The sequence below is a fragment of the Pedobacter sp. AC212 genome, assembly GCF_979258625.1.
Window position 1 is genome coordinate 2,537,729 of record NZ_OZ409870.1, and the last position, 17,603, is coordinate 2,555,331.

The 17,603-nt window shown below is 37.0% G+C and carries 17 protein-coding genes; 12 read left to right on the forward strand and 5 right to left on the reverse strand.

Translation table 11 applies throughout. The features are described 5' to 3' along the window. Nucleotides 1-3 precede the first annotated feature (3 nt). Nucleotides 4-2,121 carry an HRDC domain-containing protein gene (locus ACZZZC_RS11095; RefSeq protein WP_463486011.1) on the reverse strand — a complete coding sequence of 706 codons (2,118 nt, stop codon included), beginning with the start codon at nt 2,119-2,121 and terminating at the stop codon, nt 4-6. 414 nt (nt 2,122-2,535) lie between these two features. On the opposite strand from ACZZZC_RS11095, the gene ACZZZC_RS11100 reads away from it, so the two are divergent. The 5 genes from ACZZZC_RS11100 (at nt 2,536) to glgX (ending at nt 7,572) form a co-directional block, all read left to right on the forward strand. After that, nucleotides 2,536-2,850, forward strand: a complete 315-nt coding sequence (locus ACZZZC_RS11100; protein ID WP_265802069.1) for a hypothetical protein — start codon at nt 2,536-2,538, stop codon at nt 2,848-2,850. 11 nt (nt 2,851-2,861) lie between these two features. After that, nucleotides 2,862-3,668, forward strand: a complete 807-nt coding sequence (locus ACZZZC_RS11105) for a competence protein CoiA (RefSeq protein ID WP_463486012.1) — start codon at nt 2,862-2,864, stop codon at nt 3,666-3,668. Nucleotides 3,669-3,715: 47 nt separating this feature from the next. Further along, nucleotides 3,716-4,162 carry a VOC family protein gene (locus ACZZZC_RS11110; protein ID WP_463487222.1) on the forward strand — a complete coding sequence of 149 codons (447 nt, stop codon included), beginning with the start codon at nt 3,716-3,718 and terminating at the stop codon, nt 4,160-4,162. A 30-nt stretch (nt 4,163-4,192) separates the two neighbouring features. Further along, nucleotides 4,193-5,329, forward strand: coding sequence for a serine hydrolase domain-containing protein (locus tag ACZZZC_RS11115; RefSeq protein WP_463486013.1), 1,137 nt, complete (start codon nt 4,193-4,195; stop codon nt 5,327-5,329). Nucleotides 5,330-5,445: 116 nt separating this feature from the next. Next, nucleotides 5,446-7,572 carry a glycogen debranching protein GlgX gene (glgX, locus tag ACZZZC_RS11120; RefSeq protein ID WP_463487223.1) on the forward strand — a complete coding sequence of 709 codons (2,127 nt, stop codon included), beginning with the start codon at nt 5,446-5,448 and terminating at the stop codon, nt 7,570-7,572. A gap of 34 nt (nt 7,573-7,606) precedes the next feature. Here glgX and ACZZZC_RS11125 read toward each other — a convergent pair whose 3' ends face one another. Both ACZZZC_RS11125 and ACZZZC_RS11130 read right to left on the reverse strand, forming a co-directional pair. After that, nucleotides 7,607-7,807: a hypothetical protein gene (locus ACZZZC_RS11125; RefSeq protein ID WP_463487224.1), complete on the reverse strand. Its 201-nt coding sequence runs from the start codon at nt 7,805-7,807 to the stop codon at nt 7,607-7,609. A gap of 9 nt (nt 7,808-7,816) precedes the next feature. Further along, nucleotides 7,817-8,038 (reverse strand): DUF3606 domain-containing protein, encoded by a 222-nt coding sequence (locus tag ACZZZC_RS11130; RefSeq protein ID WP_463487225.1) that lies wholly within the window; start codon nt 8,036-8,038, stop codon nt 7,817-7,819. A 204-nt stretch (nt 8,039-8,242) separates the two neighbouring features. On the opposite strand from ACZZZC_RS11130, the gene ACZZZC_RS11135 reads away from it, so the two are divergent. The 6 genes from ACZZZC_RS11135 (at nt 8,243) to ACZZZC_RS11160 (ending at nt 14,384) form a co-directional block, all read left to right on the forward strand. Then, nucleotides 8,243-8,416, forward strand: coding sequence for a DUF3606 domain-containing protein (locus tag ACZZZC_RS11135; protein ID WP_463487226.1), 174 nt, complete (start codon nt 8,243-8,245; stop codon nt 8,414-8,416). Nucleotides 8,417-8,426: 10 nt separating this feature from the next. Further along, nucleotides 8,427-11,126, forward strand: coding sequence for a DNA ligase D (gene ligD, locus ACZZZC_RS11140; protein ID WP_463487227.1), 2,700 nt, complete (start codon nt 8,427-8,429; stop codon nt 11,124-11,126). Nucleotides 11,127-11,177: 51 nt separating this feature from the next. Beyond that, entirely contained in the window at nt 11,178-11,474 is a 297-nt protein-coding gene (locus tag ACZZZC_RS11145; protein ID WP_463486018.1) for a Dabb family protein, read from the forward strand. Between the two features lie 384 nt (nt 11,475-11,858). Next, complete coding sequence (locus ACZZZC_RS11150) at nt 11,859-12,053, forward strand: hypothetical protein (protein ID WP_463487228.1); 195 nt, start codon at nt 11,859-11,861, stop codon at nt 12,051-12,053. Between the two features lie 62 nt (nt 12,054-12,115). Next, nucleotides 12,116-13,276, forward strand: coding sequence for a DUF3095 domain-containing protein (locus ACZZZC_RS11155; RefSeq protein WP_463487229.1), 1,161 nt, complete (start codon nt 12,116-12,118; stop codon nt 13,274-13,276). A 178-nt stretch (nt 13,277-13,454) separates the two neighbouring features. Continuing rightward, nucleotides 13,455-14,384, forward strand: a complete 930-nt coding sequence (locus tag ACZZZC_RS11160) for an NADP-dependent oxidoreductase (protein WP_463487230.1) — start codon at nt 13,455-13,457, stop codon at nt 14,382-14,384. A 66-nt stretch (nt 14,385-14,450) separates the two neighbouring features. Here ACZZZC_RS11160 and mgrA read toward each other — a convergent pair whose 3' ends face one another. Continuing rightward, nucleotides 14,451-15,440, reverse strand: coding sequence for an L-glyceraldehyde 3-phosphate reductase (gene mgrA / locus ACZZZC_RS11165; RefSeq protein WP_463488235.1), 990 nt, complete (start codon nt 15,438-15,440; stop codon nt 14,451-14,453). A 227-nt stretch (nt 15,441-15,667) separates the two neighbouring features. On the opposite strand from mgrA, the gene ACZZZC_RS11170 reads away from it, so the two are divergent. Next, nucleotides 15,668-16,840 carry an aldose epimerase family protein gene (locus tag ACZZZC_RS11170; protein WP_463487231.1) on the forward strand — a complete coding sequence of 391 codons (1,173 nt, stop codon included), beginning with the start codon at nt 15,668-15,670 and terminating at the stop codon, nt 16,838-16,840. A gap of 48 nt (nt 16,841-16,888) precedes the next feature. Here the strand turns inward: ACZZZC_RS11170 and ACZZZC_RS11175 are convergent, their stop codons facing one another. After that, on the reverse strand, nt 16,889-17,551 hold the full coding sequence (locus ACZZZC_RS11175; protein ID WP_463488236.1) for an HAD family hydrolase: 663 nt from the start codon (nt 17,549-17,551) through the stop codon (nt 16,889-16,891). Nucleotides 17,552-17,603: the final 52 nt, after the last annotated feature.

Here is a 17,603-nt window from a genome sequence, read left to right on the forward strand (position 1 = left end):
AGGTTAAAATAATGTGCTGGCGCCCATAAAGCTGTTCACAATCTTCATAATCTCTCCTCCCAAATCAACGGCGTTACCAATTCCTACACCTCTAATGGCTGCGAGTTGATCGGTAGTTTTCGGTGGTTTCGATGCAATGTTCACCAAAGCAACATCAGAAAGGATAGTGTGTTCAGGAACGTTTCTTTTCCTACTCAAATCACTGCGCCAATCAAGTAAGCGCTGATAAAGTTTTTGATTGGTGATTTCTTTAGGAATATCAATTTTAGCTACAAATGTTTTCCTGGGAGTAATCTCGTATTTATTACTGGCGTCTAAAAAAGTTTTGGTGTAATCTGCAATCGAAAATTTTGCCCACGGGAAACCAAATAAGGCCAGTTTCACATTTAAGGTATTTAAAATTGATATCAGCGTAATCACCGTTCTTTCCGACTTTTCATCAGCCAAAAATTTTAGAGATGTAAACTTGGATATCTCTGCAATTACCTGATTTATCTTTGGTGTAAAATAGGTTGAAGCTTTACTTAATCGATCTAGAAATAGTTTCTCGTCAGCAACATCGGTTTCCTTAGAAATTTTGGCAACTTCCTGACTTCTAAATTTTGTGCCCACTCTAATCAGTTGAGCATCCAAAACGTCGGAAGTATTATTTAACATATTTTTAAAGGCCGCATTCTCATCGAAAGCATTAAAACTAACATCTTTTATCTTGGCCCAGCTTTCGCTTAAAGAACTGAAGTCGAACAAGTCTTCAATCAAATCCCAGGTGTATTTTTTAACATAGAGCGCTAAATTTTGATCAGTTGGTACCTGGGTCACCGCCTTTGATGTAAAACCGATAATTCTTTTATCGGTAATAATATTTTCCATCTTCACCGGGGTTTTCAAAATTAGGCCAGCCAAACTTTTGCACCTGCTTAACGCCACATAAGCCTGTCCATGGGTAAATGATGCGCTAATGTCAACAATTGCCTTTTCGAACGTTAAGCCCTGGCTTTTATGAATGGTAATTGCCCAGGCCAGTTTAAATGGATATTGAGAAAATGAGCCCGTATTTACTTCTTCAATTTTATTTTCTTCCTGATCCAGGTTGTATTTCAAATTCTTCCATTCCTCTCGCTCCGCTTCAAAATGAGCCGAATCATCTAAGAATTGCACTTTAATCGTATCATTGGAGATAGACACAACTTTTGCCGCCTTCCCATTGTAATACTGCTTTTTACCCGACGAATCGTTTTTGATAAACATCACCTGGGCACCTACTTTAAGCTGCAGTAGTTCATCAACAGGATAAGCATCTTTAGGGAAATCGCCTGTTATTTTTGCACTAAAGGTGTGAAGCTCACCATCTAATTTCTCAAGACAATCTTTGTTAATTTGGGTAACTAAATTATTGTGTGTGGTTAAGGTGATGTACTCATCTTTCCAATTATCTTCTAAACTTGGATCGTAATGTGAATTGAGTTTATCTAAAAGTGCTGGCGTTAAATCATTCTCTCTAATTCTATTCAAAATATCAATGAATAACGGATCGGATTGACGATAAACTTTTTTTAACTCAAAGGTGGTTAATGAAATTGATTTAAGAATATGGCTATCAAAAAAGTAAGGACTTAGGTAATATTCTTTCAAAATATGCCATGCATCATGTGCAATCGGCGATAGTTGATATAAATCACCAATCATTAAAACTTGTACACCGCCAAATGGCATGTTAGAACCTTTTACTTTTTTTAAAGATTGATCAATAAAATCGAGCATGTCTGCCCGAACCATACTAATCTCATCAATAACTAAAAGTTCCAGGCATTTCAAGAGCTTTATCTTTTCTTCATTGTATTTTACTTCTTTAAATTGCTGGTCGTTAGCCACAGAAATAATTGGTCCAAATGGCATTTGAAAGAACGAATGGATGGTAACTCCACCTGCATTTATTGCGGCAACAGCAGTTGGCGCTACTACAGCGAAATTTTTCTGTGTAGTTTCTTTAATTTTTTTTAGCAGCGTAGTTTTTCCGGTTCCTGCCTTTCCAGTTAAAAAAATAGGTTGATTTGTGAACTTTATAAAATCGAGAATAAGTTGGTTATCGGGAGTAGATTGATTAGTATCAGTTTCGTTCATCTTATGCAGGGATCCTTCTTAATTTATCAAAATATTTATGCAAAGATGCACAGAATGTCACTAATGCTTTGCCTGATTTCAAGCCGATTTATTCACATTTGTAGTTTAATCATGGCTTGCTATTTTCATGATTTCAAATACAATTTAAACCAATATGATGATTAGCCTGACCTCCAAGGAGATCAATTTAAAAGTTAATCTCTTTTGTCTGCTTAAATTTTCTTCCCTTATTAATTTTTATTCTTCTGTAAATCAATTGGTTTAAATTGATTGATGTTTAAGCGTTAAAAATAACTGTTTATATTTTTGTTTGCTAATTATTTTAGTATAAATTTGTTTAATTCGCTGCTGGCGATTCATTAAACAATTAAGGAAGAAAGCTGTTTATAAGGCTTTCAAACGAAGAGGAGTGATATGACTGTTACAGTTTTAGCAATATTAGAAACAGATTTTAAACCAGATCTTTCTTTAGGGAAAATCATGAATGAGCGATTGAAAAACGCAGCCGATGACTTAAGAGATATTCATTTGCAGGCTTTACAATCTGTGGGACAACGTACTGATGATGTGGTCGTTTATATTAGCTATAACCCAAAATATAAAATCCGTTGGCGCATAGTAAATGATGTACCAGATGAAGTGGAAGGATTTGTAGCAAAAGTTTGTGGCGATTTAGGATACATTCAATGGAAAACTGCCGTAATGAATATTTTTAAAGGCAACGAATAGTAACGTCAATCATGCAGTTTGCGTTGTTAAACGGAAATCGGGTTGAAGCTTTAAAAGGCAAAAGTGCCGTTTGTTTAGGTTGTGGGCAAAAAGTAATTGCAAAATGTGGTTCCATAAAAATCCATCATTGGGCACATGTTTTTCTTAGCCATTGCGATTCCTGGTGGGAAAGCGAAACTTTATGGCATCGCCAATGGAAAGAAGTTTTTGCACCCGAATTTCGTGAAGTAAGCTTTTATGACGAGTCTTTGAACGAATTTCATCGGGCAGATATCCATACGGCATCGGGTCTAACCATCGAACTTCAAAATTCGCCTATAACCACCGAAGAGCTTCAATCAAGAGAACGGTTTTATCCCAAGTTAATCTGGGTGGTAAATGGTTTGAAGTTTAAAGGTTTCAAAATCTTAAAATCCATTCCAAATCCGCTCAGCCCATTATTAGATCCATTTGAATTTTGTGCTTCTGAGCACTTATCGGTCATCCGTAAAATCGATGCTTTAGCTAAGAATCCTCAACCGGAAGTGCTTAATTTTTACCATAAGGAATTAAAATCAATCCCAGTCTCAGCTGATTTTTATTCTTTTAGTTGGCGCAATGCGCACAAAGCATGGCTAAATGCTTCGTGTCCAATTTTCATCGATTTTGGTGGCCATTTTTTATACCGATTAAGAAAGCGCCATCAAATCTCTATCGATTATAATTATTTACAGCTGATTAGTAAAACAGCATTTATCGCTAAATACAGTGAATTGGGAAAGGATGTTAAATTAGAAACAGCATCCGGCAAGTCTTTCAATGATATTGTTGCACAATAAAAAGTTAAATCTTTGCACTTGTTAAACTAATATTTTGATCTTTAGGTATGAAAAGAATAGCTTCAATCACATTCTTATTTTTAGCAATTATTGTATCAAAAACCATGGCTCAGAAACCAGCTGTAATTAATCACATCGCTGTTTACGTGAACGATTTAACGAAATCAACAAGCTTCTATCAAACTGTTTTTAGTCTAAAAGTAATTCCTGAACCATTTAAAGATGGCAAGCATACTTGGTTCTCACTGGGAAATGCTGGTGCACTTCATTTAATTGAAGGTCAAAAGGCCAATCAAATCTTTGATAGAAATGATCATTTGTGTTTCAGCGTTTCATCAATCGATGAATTTATTGCCGCTTTGAATAATAAAAAGATTCCATTTGAAGATTGGGCGGGTAAAGTTGGCGCCATCAACTTAAGGCTTGATGGAGTAAAACAGATTTATTTCAAAGATCCAGATGGTCATTGGCTGGAGGTAAACGACGCTAAATAAATATTTCTACGCTATTATAATTTCCAACTTATGATTAAGATTTTTTTAAAGATGATGTTCGTGTTTTTATTGATCAGCACGACTATTTATGCTCAAAATGAAAAAGCAGAAGCAGATTTTAGGGCTGTAATGCAAAAGTTTAATGCGGTAGGTGCTTCAGTGGCGGTAGTAAAAAACGGGAAAATAATTTATACACACTCTTTTGGACTAAAAGATTTAGATAAAAAAACGGAGCTGACCGATCGCGATATTTTTCGTATTGCTTCTATTTCAAAATCCTTTTCGGCAACGTCCATTATGCAATTGGTAGAGGCGGGTAGACTGTCGCTAGATGACGATTTTGGAGATTTAGTAGGGTTTAAGATCAGAAACCCGAAATATCCAGATCAAAAAATAACCTTGAAAATGGCACTTTCGCACACTTCGAGTTTGAATGATTCTCAGGGATACTTAAACCTCGATTTGATTAATCCGGACAAAAATCCAAATTGGGCCAAGTGTTACAATGATTATGCTCCAGGAAGTAAGTTCGATTACTGTAATTTAAATTTCAATATCATCGGAGCGATTATAGAGAAGAAATCTGGTGAGCGATTCGATAATTACGTTAAAAATCATGTTTTAAAGCCCTTGGGGCTTTATGGTGGTTACTGTGTAGATTCATTAGATAGCACCCGATTTGTTAAGCTTTACGAATACAACTCGAAGACGAGCGAATTTGCCAACGCAACAGCAGCGTATGCACCACGCAGAACTGAAATTCAAAATTACGTTATGGGCTATTCTACACCCATATTTTCTCCAACAGGAGGAATGAAAATATCGGCAACAGATTTGGCAAAATACATGATGATGCATATGAATTATGGTCAATCAAATGGAGTAAGGCTTATTTCAAAAAAGCATTCCAAATTAATGCAAACTGCTATTACGGCTGATGAAGGTTACGGATTAGCAATTAGAAGTGCCGATAATTTTATTCCAAATGTTAAGTTAAAGGGTCATACCGGATCGGCTTACGGGCTTTATAGTACGATGTTTTTCAATCCAAGAGAAAAATTTGGTTTCGTTATTATTACCAATGGGATAAATCCTACCTACACAGATGGTTTTCCTGATTTTAGTCGCGATGCCATCAATAGCCTTTATCAAAACTTTGTTAAATAAGGTATTCGCAATTTAGTTAGCTTTTTGTCGATGATAAATTTTCAAAACATTTTATAAGTCAAACGGATTGTTAAATCAAACACGAGTTTTGATTTACGAACGATCAGATTTATAGTATGGCTGAATATTTACAATTTCCGGGGGAAGCTTATCCTTTGGGCGCAACATGGGATGGAAACGGAGTTAATTTTGCACTCTATGCTGAAAGTGCAACCGCTGTAGAGTTGTGTTTCTTCGATCATGAACATGCTGAAGAAGAAACGGTGAGAATTAATATTCAAGAACGATCGCATCAAATCTGGCATTGCTATATTCCTGATGTAAAGCCAGGGCAGTTATATGGTTATCGGGTATTCGGACCTTATCGTCCATCACAAGGCCATCGTTTTAACGGCAACAAAGTGCTTCTAGATCCTTATGCTAAGGCCATTGCCGGCAATATAAAATGGAACGAAGCCCTTTTTGGATATCAGTTGGGATCAGAAGAAATGGATCTGAGCTTCAACGAAGCGGACAGTGCAGCATACATGCCTAAGTCTGTTGTGATTGATTCAAAGTATGATTGGGAAGATGATAAGCACCCAAAAATTAATTATAATCAAACGGTTATCTATGAAATGCATGTTAAGGGTTTTACAAAAACCCACCCTGATATCCCCGAAAATTTGAGGGGAACTTACGCAGGGCTTGCTCATCCGGTATCGATCAACTACTTAAAAAAATTGGGTGTAACGGCGGTCGAACTTATGCCTGTACATCAATTTATTTCTGATCATCATCTTGAAGAAAAGGGATTAACAAATTATTGGGGCTACAACAGCATCGGTTTTTTTGCCCCCGATTCTCGATATGCCTCTTCAGATATTCGGGGCGATCAGGTTCGCGAGTTTAAAGATATGGTAAAGGCTTTACACAAAGCTGGCATCGAAGTGATTTTAGATGTAGTTTACAACCATACAGGAGAAGGAAATCACCTTGGCCCAACCTTGTCGTTTAAAGGGATCGATAACAACTGCTATTATAGATTGGAAAACGATAAAAGGTATTATACAGACTATACCGGCACTGGAAATACGCTAAATTCAATGTTACCGAACGTGCTCCGATTTATTATGGATAGTTTGAGGTATTGGATTTTGGAGATGCATATTGATGGTTTTCGATTTGATCTGGCCTCCACTTTGGCCAGGGAATTACATGAAGTTAACCGGTTAAGTGCATTTTTTGATATCATCCACCAGGATCCGGTAATTTCACAGGCCAAGTTGATTGCCGAACCCTGGGATGTGGGAGAGGGGGGTTACCAGGTTGGAAAGTTTCCTCCTGGATGGGCAGAATGGAATGGCATGTACCGGGATGTAATGCGTGATTATTGGCGGGGCAACCCGAATATGCTTGGCGAATTTGCACAACGTTTTCTTGGAAGTCCGGATTTATACAAAGAAGATTATCGCCGCCCAACTGCGAGTATTAATTTTATTACGGCGCATGATGGTTTTACGCTTCATGATTTGGTTTCCTATAATCATAAACACAATGAAGCCAACTTAGATGATAACAATGATGGCGAAGACCATAACAAATCGTGGAATTGTGGAGTAGAAGGAGAAACCGATAACGAAGAAATTATCAACCTGCGACTGCAGCAAAAGCGCAATTTCTTGGCGACACTATTTTTATCACAGGGAATTCCTATGCTTGTTTCTGGAGATGAAATGGGAAAAACTCAACAAGGAAATAACAATACCTACTGTCAGGATAATGAGCTTTCATGGCTGGATTGGGCAAATGCCGATCAATCATTATTAAATTTTACACAAGAGTTGATTCAATTGAGGCAAAATCACCCCAGCTTAAGAAGGAGAAAGTGGTTTGTTGGTAAAGAAGTAGGTGAGGATGGCATAAAAGATATTGCCTGGTTTACGCCTGATGGAAATCCGATGAAAGGACATAACTGGGAAAAAGATTTTGCCCGTTCAATTGGAATTTACTTTCACGGTGAAGGAATACAAAGCAAAGGCCCGATGGGCGAAGATATCCTCGATAACCACTTTTTTATCATTTTCAACGCACATTACGAAGCTTTAGATTACAAACTTCCAAGAGAAGAATATGGAAAAAGCTGGAAGAAAGTGTTAGATACTGCGACTGGTGAAATTGCTAAAGATGGCTTGGGTTTATTCACTGCATCTGAAGGGTTAGAAGTTGCCGGAAGATCCGTAACCGTTCTCAAATCAGCATAAAAAGAAAGCAGGTTTTAAGGAACCTGCTTAGCATTTAAAGTAAATTTGATAAACCGTTTTTAGGATTAAAAACAGTTAATATATTAATTGTTGCTTTTGGGTTGCGAACAGCATTATCTGTAATTTTCTTAGAGAAAACGCTGGCTTGAGGGGGTAAATCAATCAAATGAGCACAATCTGTTATTAGGGCATCAGGTTCAACCTGATGTTTTCTAGCTTCAAATTTGTTATCCATTTCAAAATTTTAATGGTTAACGAAACGTTGGTAAGTGCTTGCAGATTTAATTTTTTCTAAGCTTAAATAATCCTTTAATTTAGAAAATTCCATGCTTTGTACCGCTTTAATGGCAGACTTTAATTTCTCGCTGCTTACGCCTAGTCTTGTTGCCCAGTAGTTACGATCTTGCTCATCGGCAATTTCAACCACTTCTTTCCTCGCTGTTGTCGAAATGTTTTGGTATATCATAGGTTTATAAATTGGTTAGTGATAATATATTAAAAACACTATCTCTGTCGCTTTAGTTTTGAGAAATGAATTTTTTTATCTGAGAAGTGATTATTTATGTTTTTTAGATGATATAAATGTCTAATTGAGATAGAAAGCTGGCTATGTGCGTTTAAAACTTTTTGGTTTAAAGCACTGTTTAATTGTTATCTAATCAAAATTATTATGGATGATAAAACTAAAATAGGTGGTGCTGATCGCAGCAGAATCAACATCAACGAAGGTTATGAGCTAGATTATTGGTCTAACAAATTTGCAGTGAGCAAAGATAAACTTAAGGCTGCAGTGGAAACGGTCGGGACATCAGTTAGCGCCGTTGAAAATTTTTTGAAAAAGTAAAATAATAATTATGAGCCTGGAAAAGTATGTAGCTAAACGAGATTTCTCAAAAACAACCGAACCGAAATCGGGTAGGAGTAAGAGTAAAACCAAATTGATGTTTGTGATCCAAAAACACGATGCATCTCGTTTACACTATGATTTTAGGTTGGAAATGGATGGTGTATTAAAGAGTTGGGCAGTCCCAAAAGGTCCTTCAACAGATCCAAAATATAAACGATTGGCGATGATGGTTGAAGATCATCCCTTTGATTATAGAAATTTCGAGGGTATTATTCCACAGGGAGAATATGGGGGCGGAACAGTAATTGTTTGGGATGAAGGAACCTACGAGCCTATCGAAGATATCAAAGGCAAAAAAGCACAAGAGAAACATTTACTCAAGCAATTGGAGGCTGGTTCGGTTAAAATAAAATTGAACGGCGAAAAGTTGAAGGGTGAATTTGCCTTAGTTAAAACCCATGGAATGGGAGAAAACGGTTGGTTATTGATTAAACATAAAGACGATTTTGCTTCAACCAAAGAAATTACAAAACAAGACAAATCGGTTTTATCTGGTAAAACCATTGAAGGAATGGAAAAATCTTCTGAAAAGGTTTGGAAAGATGGGAAGGAACAGACGCTAAAACCTGAGAAAAAAAATCCTGTAAAATCTAAAAAAAAGGAGACTAAAGAAGTCGGTCAAACCGTAGCGCTAGATCCGAAGGAAATCTTAAAAAAGGCACCAAAAACAGCAATCCCCAAAAATATAAAGCCCATGCTGGCCACGTTGGTTGATGAACCTTTTGATGATGAGGACTGGCAATACGAAGTAAAATGGGATGGTTATCGTGCTCTGGCCTTCATCAACAAGAAGCAGGTGAATCTTGTTTCGCGAAATAACAAATCGTTCAACGAAAAATTTTACCCAATATACGATCTGCTTCAAGAATGGAGCATCAATGCCGTTTTGGATGGCGAGATTTTAGTATTGAATGAAAAAGGGATTTCGAACTTCGGATCATTACAAAACTGGAGAAGCGAGGCTGACGGGGAGCTTGTATTTTACGTATTCGACTTGCTTTGGTATGAGGGTAAAAATTTAATGGAGTTACCACTTTATCAGCGGCAGGCTATTTTAAACGAAGTTTTGCCAACAGACGATGATCGGGTTCGCCTTGGTAAGGTTTTTAAGGCCAGCGGAATAGATTTTTTCGCTGCAGCTGAGAAAATGGGTTTGGAAGGTATAATTGCAAAAAAAATTGAAAGTACTTATGTGGCCGATCGCCGATCAAAAGATTGGTTGAAAATTAAAGTGCATAAACGCCAGGAAGTAATTATTGCAGGCTACACCAAAAATGAAGACACCTCTAAATCTTTTAGCTCTTTGCTCCTCGGTGTTTATGAAAATAAAAAGCTTCAATATGTAGGTAAAGTTGGGACAGGTTTTTCGGATAAACTGCAAAAGGAGTTAGTGAAGCAGTTCGACAAACTAATTATTGATAAAAGCCCTTTTGATGAATTGCCTGATGTAAACAAACCATCAAGGTTTCGCCCAAATCCTCCAAAAGCAAAAGCTACATGGCTAAAACCAGAACTTGTTTGCGAAGTGGCATTTACCGAAATTACGGATGATGGTGTTTTTCGTCACCCGTCTTTTCAAGGCATGCGTGAGGATAAAAAAGCGGCGGATGTGGTTAGGGAAACAGAAGTTCCTACTGAAGCGATCATAGATCAAGCATCAGATCAAAAAGAAACACATTCGGAAGCCATCAATCCACCAAAAGGAAAAGATAAAAAAACGCTGCTTAATCCGAAAGATGAAACACAAGTGCGGAAGATTAAAGGGCACGAGCTTAAATTTACCAACTTAAGTAAAATTTACTGGCCCGAAGATAAGGTGACCAAAAGGGACATGTTTAACTACTATTACCAGGTTGCCGAATATATTCTTCCATACTTGAAAGATCGGCCACAGTCGCTAAATCGTTTCCCAGGGGGTATTCATGGCAAAAGTTTCTACCAAAAAGATGTTAAGGGAAAAGCGCCTGATTGGGCAAAAACTTTTCCTTATGAAAACGGCGAAGGAGAGAAGAAAGAATATTTGGTGGGCACTGATGAAGCTTCCTTGCTTTGGATGGCCAGTTTAGGCTGCATTGAAATGAATCCATGGTTTAGCCGCGTTCAAAGTCCCGATAATCCAGATTATTGCGTAATTGATCTTGATCCGGATAAGCATTCCTTTGATCAGGTGGTAGAAGCAGCATTAGAAACAAAAAAGGTATTGGATGCGATAGATGTACCAAGTTTTTGCAAAACCTCAGGCTCAACGGGTATGCATATTTACATTCCGCTAAACGCAAAGTACAGTTACGATCAGAGCCAGATGTTTGCTAAAATTATTGTTAACCTGGTGCATGATCAAATACCGGAATATACTTCTTTAGAGCGCATGATTTCGGCCAGAAAAGGTAAAATGTACTTAGATTTTTTGCAAAACAGGCCAGGTGCTACCATTGCGGGACCATATTCACTCCGACCAAAAGTTGGGGCAACCGTTTCTATGCCTTTGCATTGGGATGAGGTTAAGCCAGGATTAAAGATGCAGGACTTCAATATTTTTAATGCAATAGATCGGTTAAAAGTAGAAGGCGATCTTTTTAAAGGCGTTTTAGGAAAAGGAATTGATTTAAAGAAAGCCATTAGCAAGGCTAAAAGTGTTTTCGGCTAAGTTTAATGATCATTCTGCAATTTATTATATTTGGGAAAAAAATAGAAAATAATGATATCCCACCACGTTTTATTTTGGCTTAAAGCCGATACCACCGAAGAACAGAAAACTGCATTCCGTAAAAGCCTACAAACATTAGAGAATATTGAAGTGGTTAAAAACTTCCATGTAGGTACGCCTGCACCTATCGAAAGGGCTGTTGTAGATACTACTTATACATTCAGTTTGATTTTGTTTTTCGAAGATTTAGCCGCACATGATGTTTACCAGGTTCACCCGTTGCATAAAGCTTTTCTAGATGAGTTCAAAATCTTCTTCGATAAAGTGATCATTTACGACGCACATTAAGATTTAAGAAAGTTGGATTGCAATTACCAATTCAGTATTTACTTTAACATTTAATTTGCAATTCCGTCATGCCCAGCTTGACTGGGCATCCTAATGCATTAAAAAGAATTTTTCATTTTTCATGATGCATTAAGATTCCCGCTTTCGCGGGAATGACGTTTTTTCAGATATCATTTTATTTTTTGAACTCAAAAATTGAATTTTACTTACAGCAATTTTAAGCCAACTTCATTTTCAGCTGCTTATCCCCCGAAGTTATAATCACGACAAGTTTTTTTACATAAATATCAATCTTTGTAAAATTAACCCTACTCAATAATAGGTAAACTTTAATTCCACAAATCCATATTACTTCGCTCAACGTAAATATTGAAAAGGGCAATCATGGATAAATTAAAACTCCTAAAACGAGCTTCAATAAACATTTTGCAGCTTGAAAATATTAAGATAGGCGATCTTATTGCTGATGAATTTGGTCATAGCGGAAAGGTTATAGAGATAGAAAAGATTAGTTGTAATAAGCAGTTTCACTTCTATTTTTATCTTCACAAACAACATACTATTTTGATGATTGTGTAAACTGTAAAATATTCAAATCCTTTTGCATCAGTTTCGTAAATTATCTCACTATATTGGGTTTTATGATAACAACCGATCAGGATCATTTTTATTCCAATCTTCAAATTCACACAACGCCTCTGCATCAACTTTTGTTGAGAAAGGATTTATTTAAAGAAGTTCCAACTGACTGGCACATTATCATTACTGATATTAAAAGTTCTACGCAAGCAGTTAATGCGGGCTTGCACGAAAATGTAAACCTTATTGCAACAGGAAGCATTGTTACTGTGCTCAATATCGCTTTTAAGGCAAATATTGCCATACCATTTTTCTTTGGTGGAGATGGCGCAACTTTTATTGTTCCTGCACTTATTGTAGATAAAGCAATGAGCGCCTTGCAGGTTTACAGAAGAAATACGTTGCAAAATTTCAATTTAGATCTTCGTGCAGGGATAGTTCCGGTCAAAGAAATATACGAATTAGGCCATCTATTAAATATTAGCCGATACAGCATCTCGAAAGTTTTCTCCATTCCCATCATTCTGGGAAACGGATTGGATTATGCAGAAAAAATTATAAAAGGAGAAAACTATTTATTTGCCAAGGATGATACTTTCGATGAAGAATTGGATTTGAGTGGGATGCAATGTCGCTGGGATAAAATTCAACCACCAGAAAATAGTGAGGAGGTTGTTACTTTGATCGCCGTTGCACGCAACTTTAATCGGCAAGCGGAAGTATTGAGCCATGTAATAAGGCAGCTGGATATCATTTATGGTACTCCGGAAAAGCGCCAACCGATTTCTATTCCTAAGCTGATTTTTAGAACAAGTTTCAACAATCTGGGTAGAGAAATGCGGCATCGGCTGGGTAAAATAAAGTTTTTCGAACTTATTAAAACCTGGTTCATTAACGTATATGGATACATTTACTTTCGAACGGAAAGCGGCAAGAAGTATTTAAATCAAATGGTCGAAATGTCGGATACCTTGGTGATCGATGGAAGGTTAAATACAGTGATTACAGGTACTAAGCTGCAACGGACCAAGCTTGAAAAGGCATTAGACCTCCTGGAGAAAAATGGCGAAATTTTGTACGGAATCTATGTTAGCGGCGAATCGGTAATGTCATGCTACGTACGCGATTTAGAAGATGATCATATCCACTTTGTTGATGGTGCAGAAGGTGGTTACACCAAGGCTGCGGCAGTTTTGAAGGCGAAAATTAAAGACATGCAATAATCTTTGTCTCGATAAAAAGGATCCTCCCAAACGATAAAGAAAAATTATCGAACACAATTTTTCGTACTTGGTTGTTAGAATTATAAGGGCTGAAATCGTATTAGTTTTTTTGCCTGATGTTACAGCAGTTTAAAACCTGCAGAATTGCAATCAAATAATTCATATTAAATAGCAACCTATGAAAGCGATTAGAATCCATGAATTTGGCGGTCCGGAAGTTTTATCTATTGATGATGTTGACATACCAAAGCCAGGTAAAGACGAAGTACTAGTTAAAATTCATGCTACAAGTGTTAATCCTGTTGACTGGAAAATCAGGGCCGGTTTAAGGAAAGAAAAATTCCCTTCTACCTTTCCACTAACCATTGGCTGGGATTTTTCTGGAGTAGTAGAAGAATTGGGCGAAAAAGTGGGAACATTTAGAAAAGGAGATGAGGTTTATGGTCGACCAGATTTAACAAAAAATGGAACCTACGCAGAATATGCTGTTGTCAAAGCCAATACCATTTGCATAAAGCCCTTAAGTATTGGCCATACCGAGGCAGCAGCAGTTCCGCTGGCTGGTTTAACTGCCTGGCAAGGTCTGTTTGATCACGGTTTATTAAAAGAAGGGCAAAAGGTTTTAATCCATGCAGCTGCTGGCGGTGTTGGAACCTATGCGGTTCAATTCGCTAAAGCGATAGGGGCGTACGTAATTGGGACATCTTCTGATTATAATATCGATTTTTTAAAACGTTTGGGCGCCGATGAGGTGATCGATTATAACATGGATGACTTTGAAAAAGAGTTAAGCGATATCGATCTTGTTTTCGATACGATTGGCGGAGAAACGCAACTTAAATCTCTCGATGTCTCAAAAGAAGGCGGCAGATTAATTACTGTTTTGGCACCCGAGTATGTGGCTGAAGCCAAGGCAAAAAAAGTTCACCTCATTGGTTTTACTGCTCAATCTAAGGCCAATCAATTGAAGGAGATTGGTGAAATGATAGACAATGGAAAAGTGAAGCCAATTGTGGAAACCATTTATACGCTAACCGATGCTAGAAAAGCACATATCGAAAGTGAAAATGGACATACCAGAGGTAAAATAGTTTTGCAGGTGATTTAAAATAAAAAACCTAAAACATAAAAAAGCACCAAATTGATTCAATCATTTGGTGCTTTTTCGCTAAAGTTATTTCAAAATTTCATCAATTAATTTAATCTCTTCATCGCTAAATGTAGTGTTATCCAAAGCTCTAATTGAATCTGTTATTTGTTCTGGTTTGCTGGCGCCAATCAAAACACTGGTAATCCGCTTATCTTTTAAGATCCACGAAAGTGCCATGTGCGAAAGTTTCTGACCACGAGATTTTGCCAACTCATTCAATTGAGTAACTACTGCTAGTTTTTCTGGAGTAATATTGGTTTCTTTTAAGAAAATCCCACTTGTGGCCACCCTTGAATCGGCTGGAATACCATGCAAATATTTATCGGTTAATAAACCTTGTGCTAGCGGTGAAAAAGGAATACAGCCTACACCATTTTCCTCCAATACGTCCAATAGGCCATTTTCTACCCAGCGCTCAAACATGGAATATTTCGGCTGATGAATGAGGCAAGGCGTTCCGTTTTCTTTTAAGATTTTAATTGCAGCAGCAGCCTCTTCTGCACTGTAGTTGGAGATGCCAACATATAGGGCCTTCCCTTGTTTTACCATCAGACTTAAAGTGTCCATGGTTTCCTGCAATGGCGTTTCAGGATCTGGGCGATGGTGATAAAAAATATCCACATAATCCAGTTTCATCCTTTTTAAACTTTGATCCAGGCTGGAAACCAGGTATTTTTTCGATCCCCACTCACCATAAGGGCCATTCCACATATGATAACCGGCTTTACTTGAGATTACCATTTCATCGCGATAGCCTTTAAGGTGTTGATGAAGAATTTTACCGAAAACCTCTTCAGCTGATCCCGGCGGCGGTCCGTAATTGTTCGCAAGGTCAAAATGTGTAATGCCGTTGTTGAAAGCGGTGTAAATAAGTTCTTTGCTGTTTTCGAAAACATTAACATGCCCAAAGTTGTGCCACAACCCTAAGGAAATTGCCGGCAGTTTCAATCCGCTATCACCGCAACGATTATATAACATTTTGTCGTAGCGATTATCTGATACAATATTGTTCATCATTTTTTAAGTTATTGGCAATAATAAACAGAATCTAAGTTTAATTTATAATTAAGTTTCGCAAACAAACCCAGTTTCATTAAAAGGGGAATTATGTTTCTTCTTTTTATATCACAATAGATACAAAAAACGATCACACTATATAAATCTAAATCGTTTTATTTGTAATAAAAGAAATATTAATTAAGCTTCTATTAGCCCATTATCTAACCCAATATTATTAATTGATGAAAATAAAATCTTTTACAGGTCTGTGTTTTCTTGCTATACTAGGTTTAACTTCCTGCCAGTCTGAAAGCGGAAAATCCAGCAAAGAAAATACACAAACTACTGATTCAATAACAGTTGTCAAATTAGTTGCAGATTCTTTTCAAAAAGAAATTGACGGCAAAAAGACTGGCCTTTATACCTTAAAAAACAAAAACCAAGCAGAAGCTATTTTTACCAATTATGGTGGGCGGTTAGTGAGTTTATTAATGCCTGATAAGGATAAAAAAATGGTCGACGTAGTAGTGGGATTTAAAAGTGTTTCGGACTATCAAAACTCCACCGAGCCCTATTTTGGGGCCACTATCGGTCGATTTGGCAATAGAATAGCCAAAGGGAAATTTACTTTGGATGGGAAACAATATCAGTTATTTACAAACAACGGGCAAAACACTTTGCATGGCGGTAAAAAGGGTTATCAGGATGTAGTTTGGGACGCTAAGCAAATTAACGAACACACCATTCAGTTCAATTATTTATCAAAAGACGGTGAGGAAAATTTCCCTGGAAACCTAAAAGTAACGGTAACTTATACCTTAACGGATGATAATGAACTGAAGATGGACTATCAGGCTAGTACGGATAAAACTACCGTATTAAATTTAACGAATCATGCATTTTTTAATTTAAATGGTGAGGGGAGTGGTGATATTTTAAATCATGAGGTTAAGATATTTGCCGATGAATATACACCTGTTGATTCTACACTAATTCCAACCGGGAAGATTGAAAAAGTTAAAAATACCCCATTTGATTTTACTACGGCCACTAAAATTGGTGCAAAAATTAAGGATAATAATGAGCAGTTGACTTTTGGCAAAGGATATGACCATAATTATGTGCTCAACAAAACAAAGGCTATGAATATGTTCCAGGCTGCAAGTGTAAAAGGCGATAAATCTGGAATTGTAATGGATGTTTACACGCAAGAACCTGGGTTACAATTTTACAGTGGCAATTTTATGCAAAGCAAAAATAAATTTAAAGGAGGAAGTAAAGACGATTTCAGAACCGCCTTTTGTATGGAAACGCAACATTTTCCTGATTCTCCAAATCAGCCGGGCTTTCCCTCAACGGTATTAAAACCTGGGCAAGTTTACAAAACGAGTTCTATTTATAAATTTTCAAATTAATCTGATTAGACCAAAAAAAAAGAACTGCGATTAAGCAGTTCTTTTTGTTTAAAATAAATCCTGCAAAGCAGGATCGTTATAATCTTCTATATACGCGATGATGTTGTTGTATGCCGAAAATTCATCGGCGGTATGCATTGTGGTCAAAACCACACAGCTCATTCCTGCATTTTGTGCAGCTTCTACACCTTTTGGTGCATCTTCAAAAACTATACAATCTTCAGCAGCGATGCCTAAAAGCGCAGCGCCTTTGCTAAACGTTTCTGGATCTGGTTTGCTATTTTCAACATCTTCTGCACTCACAATGGCTGAGAAATACGATCGAACATTCAAATTATCCAACACAAAATTAATGTTAAAGGGTATTGCTGCCGAGCCAATGGCCATCAATATTCCTGATTCTTTCGCCTTTTCTAAAAACTGATCTAAGCCAGAAATCAACGTTAAATGTTTTTTGTATGCGGCTTGATAACGGTGTTCTTTTTCGATTGATATTTGGTCGATTTGTTCTTGCGAAAAGTGACCAACACCAAAAACCCGCTCCAAAAGATCTTGATTTTTGCCATACATCTCTTTTTTAACAGCCTCGAAAGTAATACTCGCTCCCAAATCTTTCGTTAGGATGGAATGCCATGCATGGTTATGAAATTCCATGTCATTTATCATAGTGCCATTTAAGTCGAAAAGAAAAGCCTTCGGTTTTTGATTCATCATGGCCGCAAAATTATCAGAAATTTTTAAGGAATGTGTTAAATTAATTTAA

Excerpts from the sequence above, each read along its gene's own strand:
- ACZZZC_RS11100 (WP_265802069.1), top strand. The coding sequence starts at position 2,536 with ATGACTGTTACAGTTTTAGCAATATTAGAAACAGATTTTAAACCAGAT.
- ACZZZC_RS11150 (WP_463487228.1), top strand. The coding sequence starts at position 11,859 with ATGGATAAATTAAAACTCCTAAAACGAGCTTCAATAAACATTTTGCAG.
- ACZZZC_RS11135 (WP_463487226.1), top strand. The coding sequence starts at position 8,243 with ATGGATGATAAAACTAAAATAGGTGGTGCTGATCGCAGCAGAATCAAC.
- ACZZZC_RS11160 (WP_463487230.1), top strand. The coding sequence starts at position 13,455 with ATGAAAGCGATTAGAATCCATGAATTTGGCGGTCCGGAAGTTTTATCT.
- ACZZZC_RS11130 (WP_463487225.1), bottom strand. The coding sequence starts at position 8,038 with ATGATATACCAAAACATTTCGACAACAGCGAGGAAAGAAGTGGTTGAA.
- ACZZZC_RS11170 (WP_463487231.1), top strand. The coding sequence starts at position 15,668 with ATGAAAATAAAATCTTTTACAGGTCTGTGTTTTCTTGCTATACTAGGT.
- ACZZZC_RS11145 (WP_463486018.1), top strand. The coding sequence starts at position 11,178 with ATGATATCCCACCACGTTTTATTTTGGCTTAAAGCCGATACCACCGAA.
- mgrA (WP_463488235.1), bottom strand. The coding sequence starts at position 15,440 with ATGAACAATATTGTATCAGATAATCGCTACGACAAAATGTTATATAAT.
- ACZZZC_RS11155 (WP_463487229.1), top strand. The coding sequence starts at position 12,116 with ATGATAACAACCGATCAGGATCATTTTTATTCCAATCTTCAAATTCAC.
- glgX (WP_463487223.1), top strand. The coding sequence starts at position 5,446 with ATGGCTGAATATTTACAATTTCCGGGGGAAGCTTATCCTTTGGGCGCA.
- ACZZZC_RS11095 (WP_463486011.1), bottom strand. The coding sequence starts at position 2,121 with ATGAACGAAACTGATACTAATCAATCTACTCCCGATAACCAACTTATT.
- ACZZZC_RS11105 (WP_463486012.1), top strand. The coding sequence starts at position 2,862 with ATGCAGTTTGCGTTGTTAAACGGAAATCGGGTTGAAGCTTTAAAAGGC.
- ACZZZC_RS11115 (WP_463486013.1), top strand. The coding sequence starts at position 4,193 with ATGATTAAGATTTTTTTAAAGATGATGTTCGTGTTTTTATTGATCAGC.
- ligD (WP_463487227.1), top strand. The coding sequence starts at position 8,427 with ATGAGCCTGGAAAAGTATGTAGCTAAACGAGATTTCTCAAAAACAACC.
- ACZZZC_RS11125 (WP_463487224.1), bottom strand. The coding sequence starts at position 7,807 with ATGGATAACAAATTTGAAGCTAGAAAACATCAGGTTGAACCTGATGCC.
- ACZZZC_RS11110 (WP_463487222.1), top strand. The coding sequence starts at position 3,716 with ATGAAAAGAATAGCTTCAATCACATTCTTATTTTTAGCAATTATTGTA.
- ACZZZC_RS11175 (WP_463488236.1), bottom strand. The coding sequence starts at position 17,551 with ATGAATCAAAAACCGAAGGCTTTTCTTTTCGACTTAAATGGCACTATG.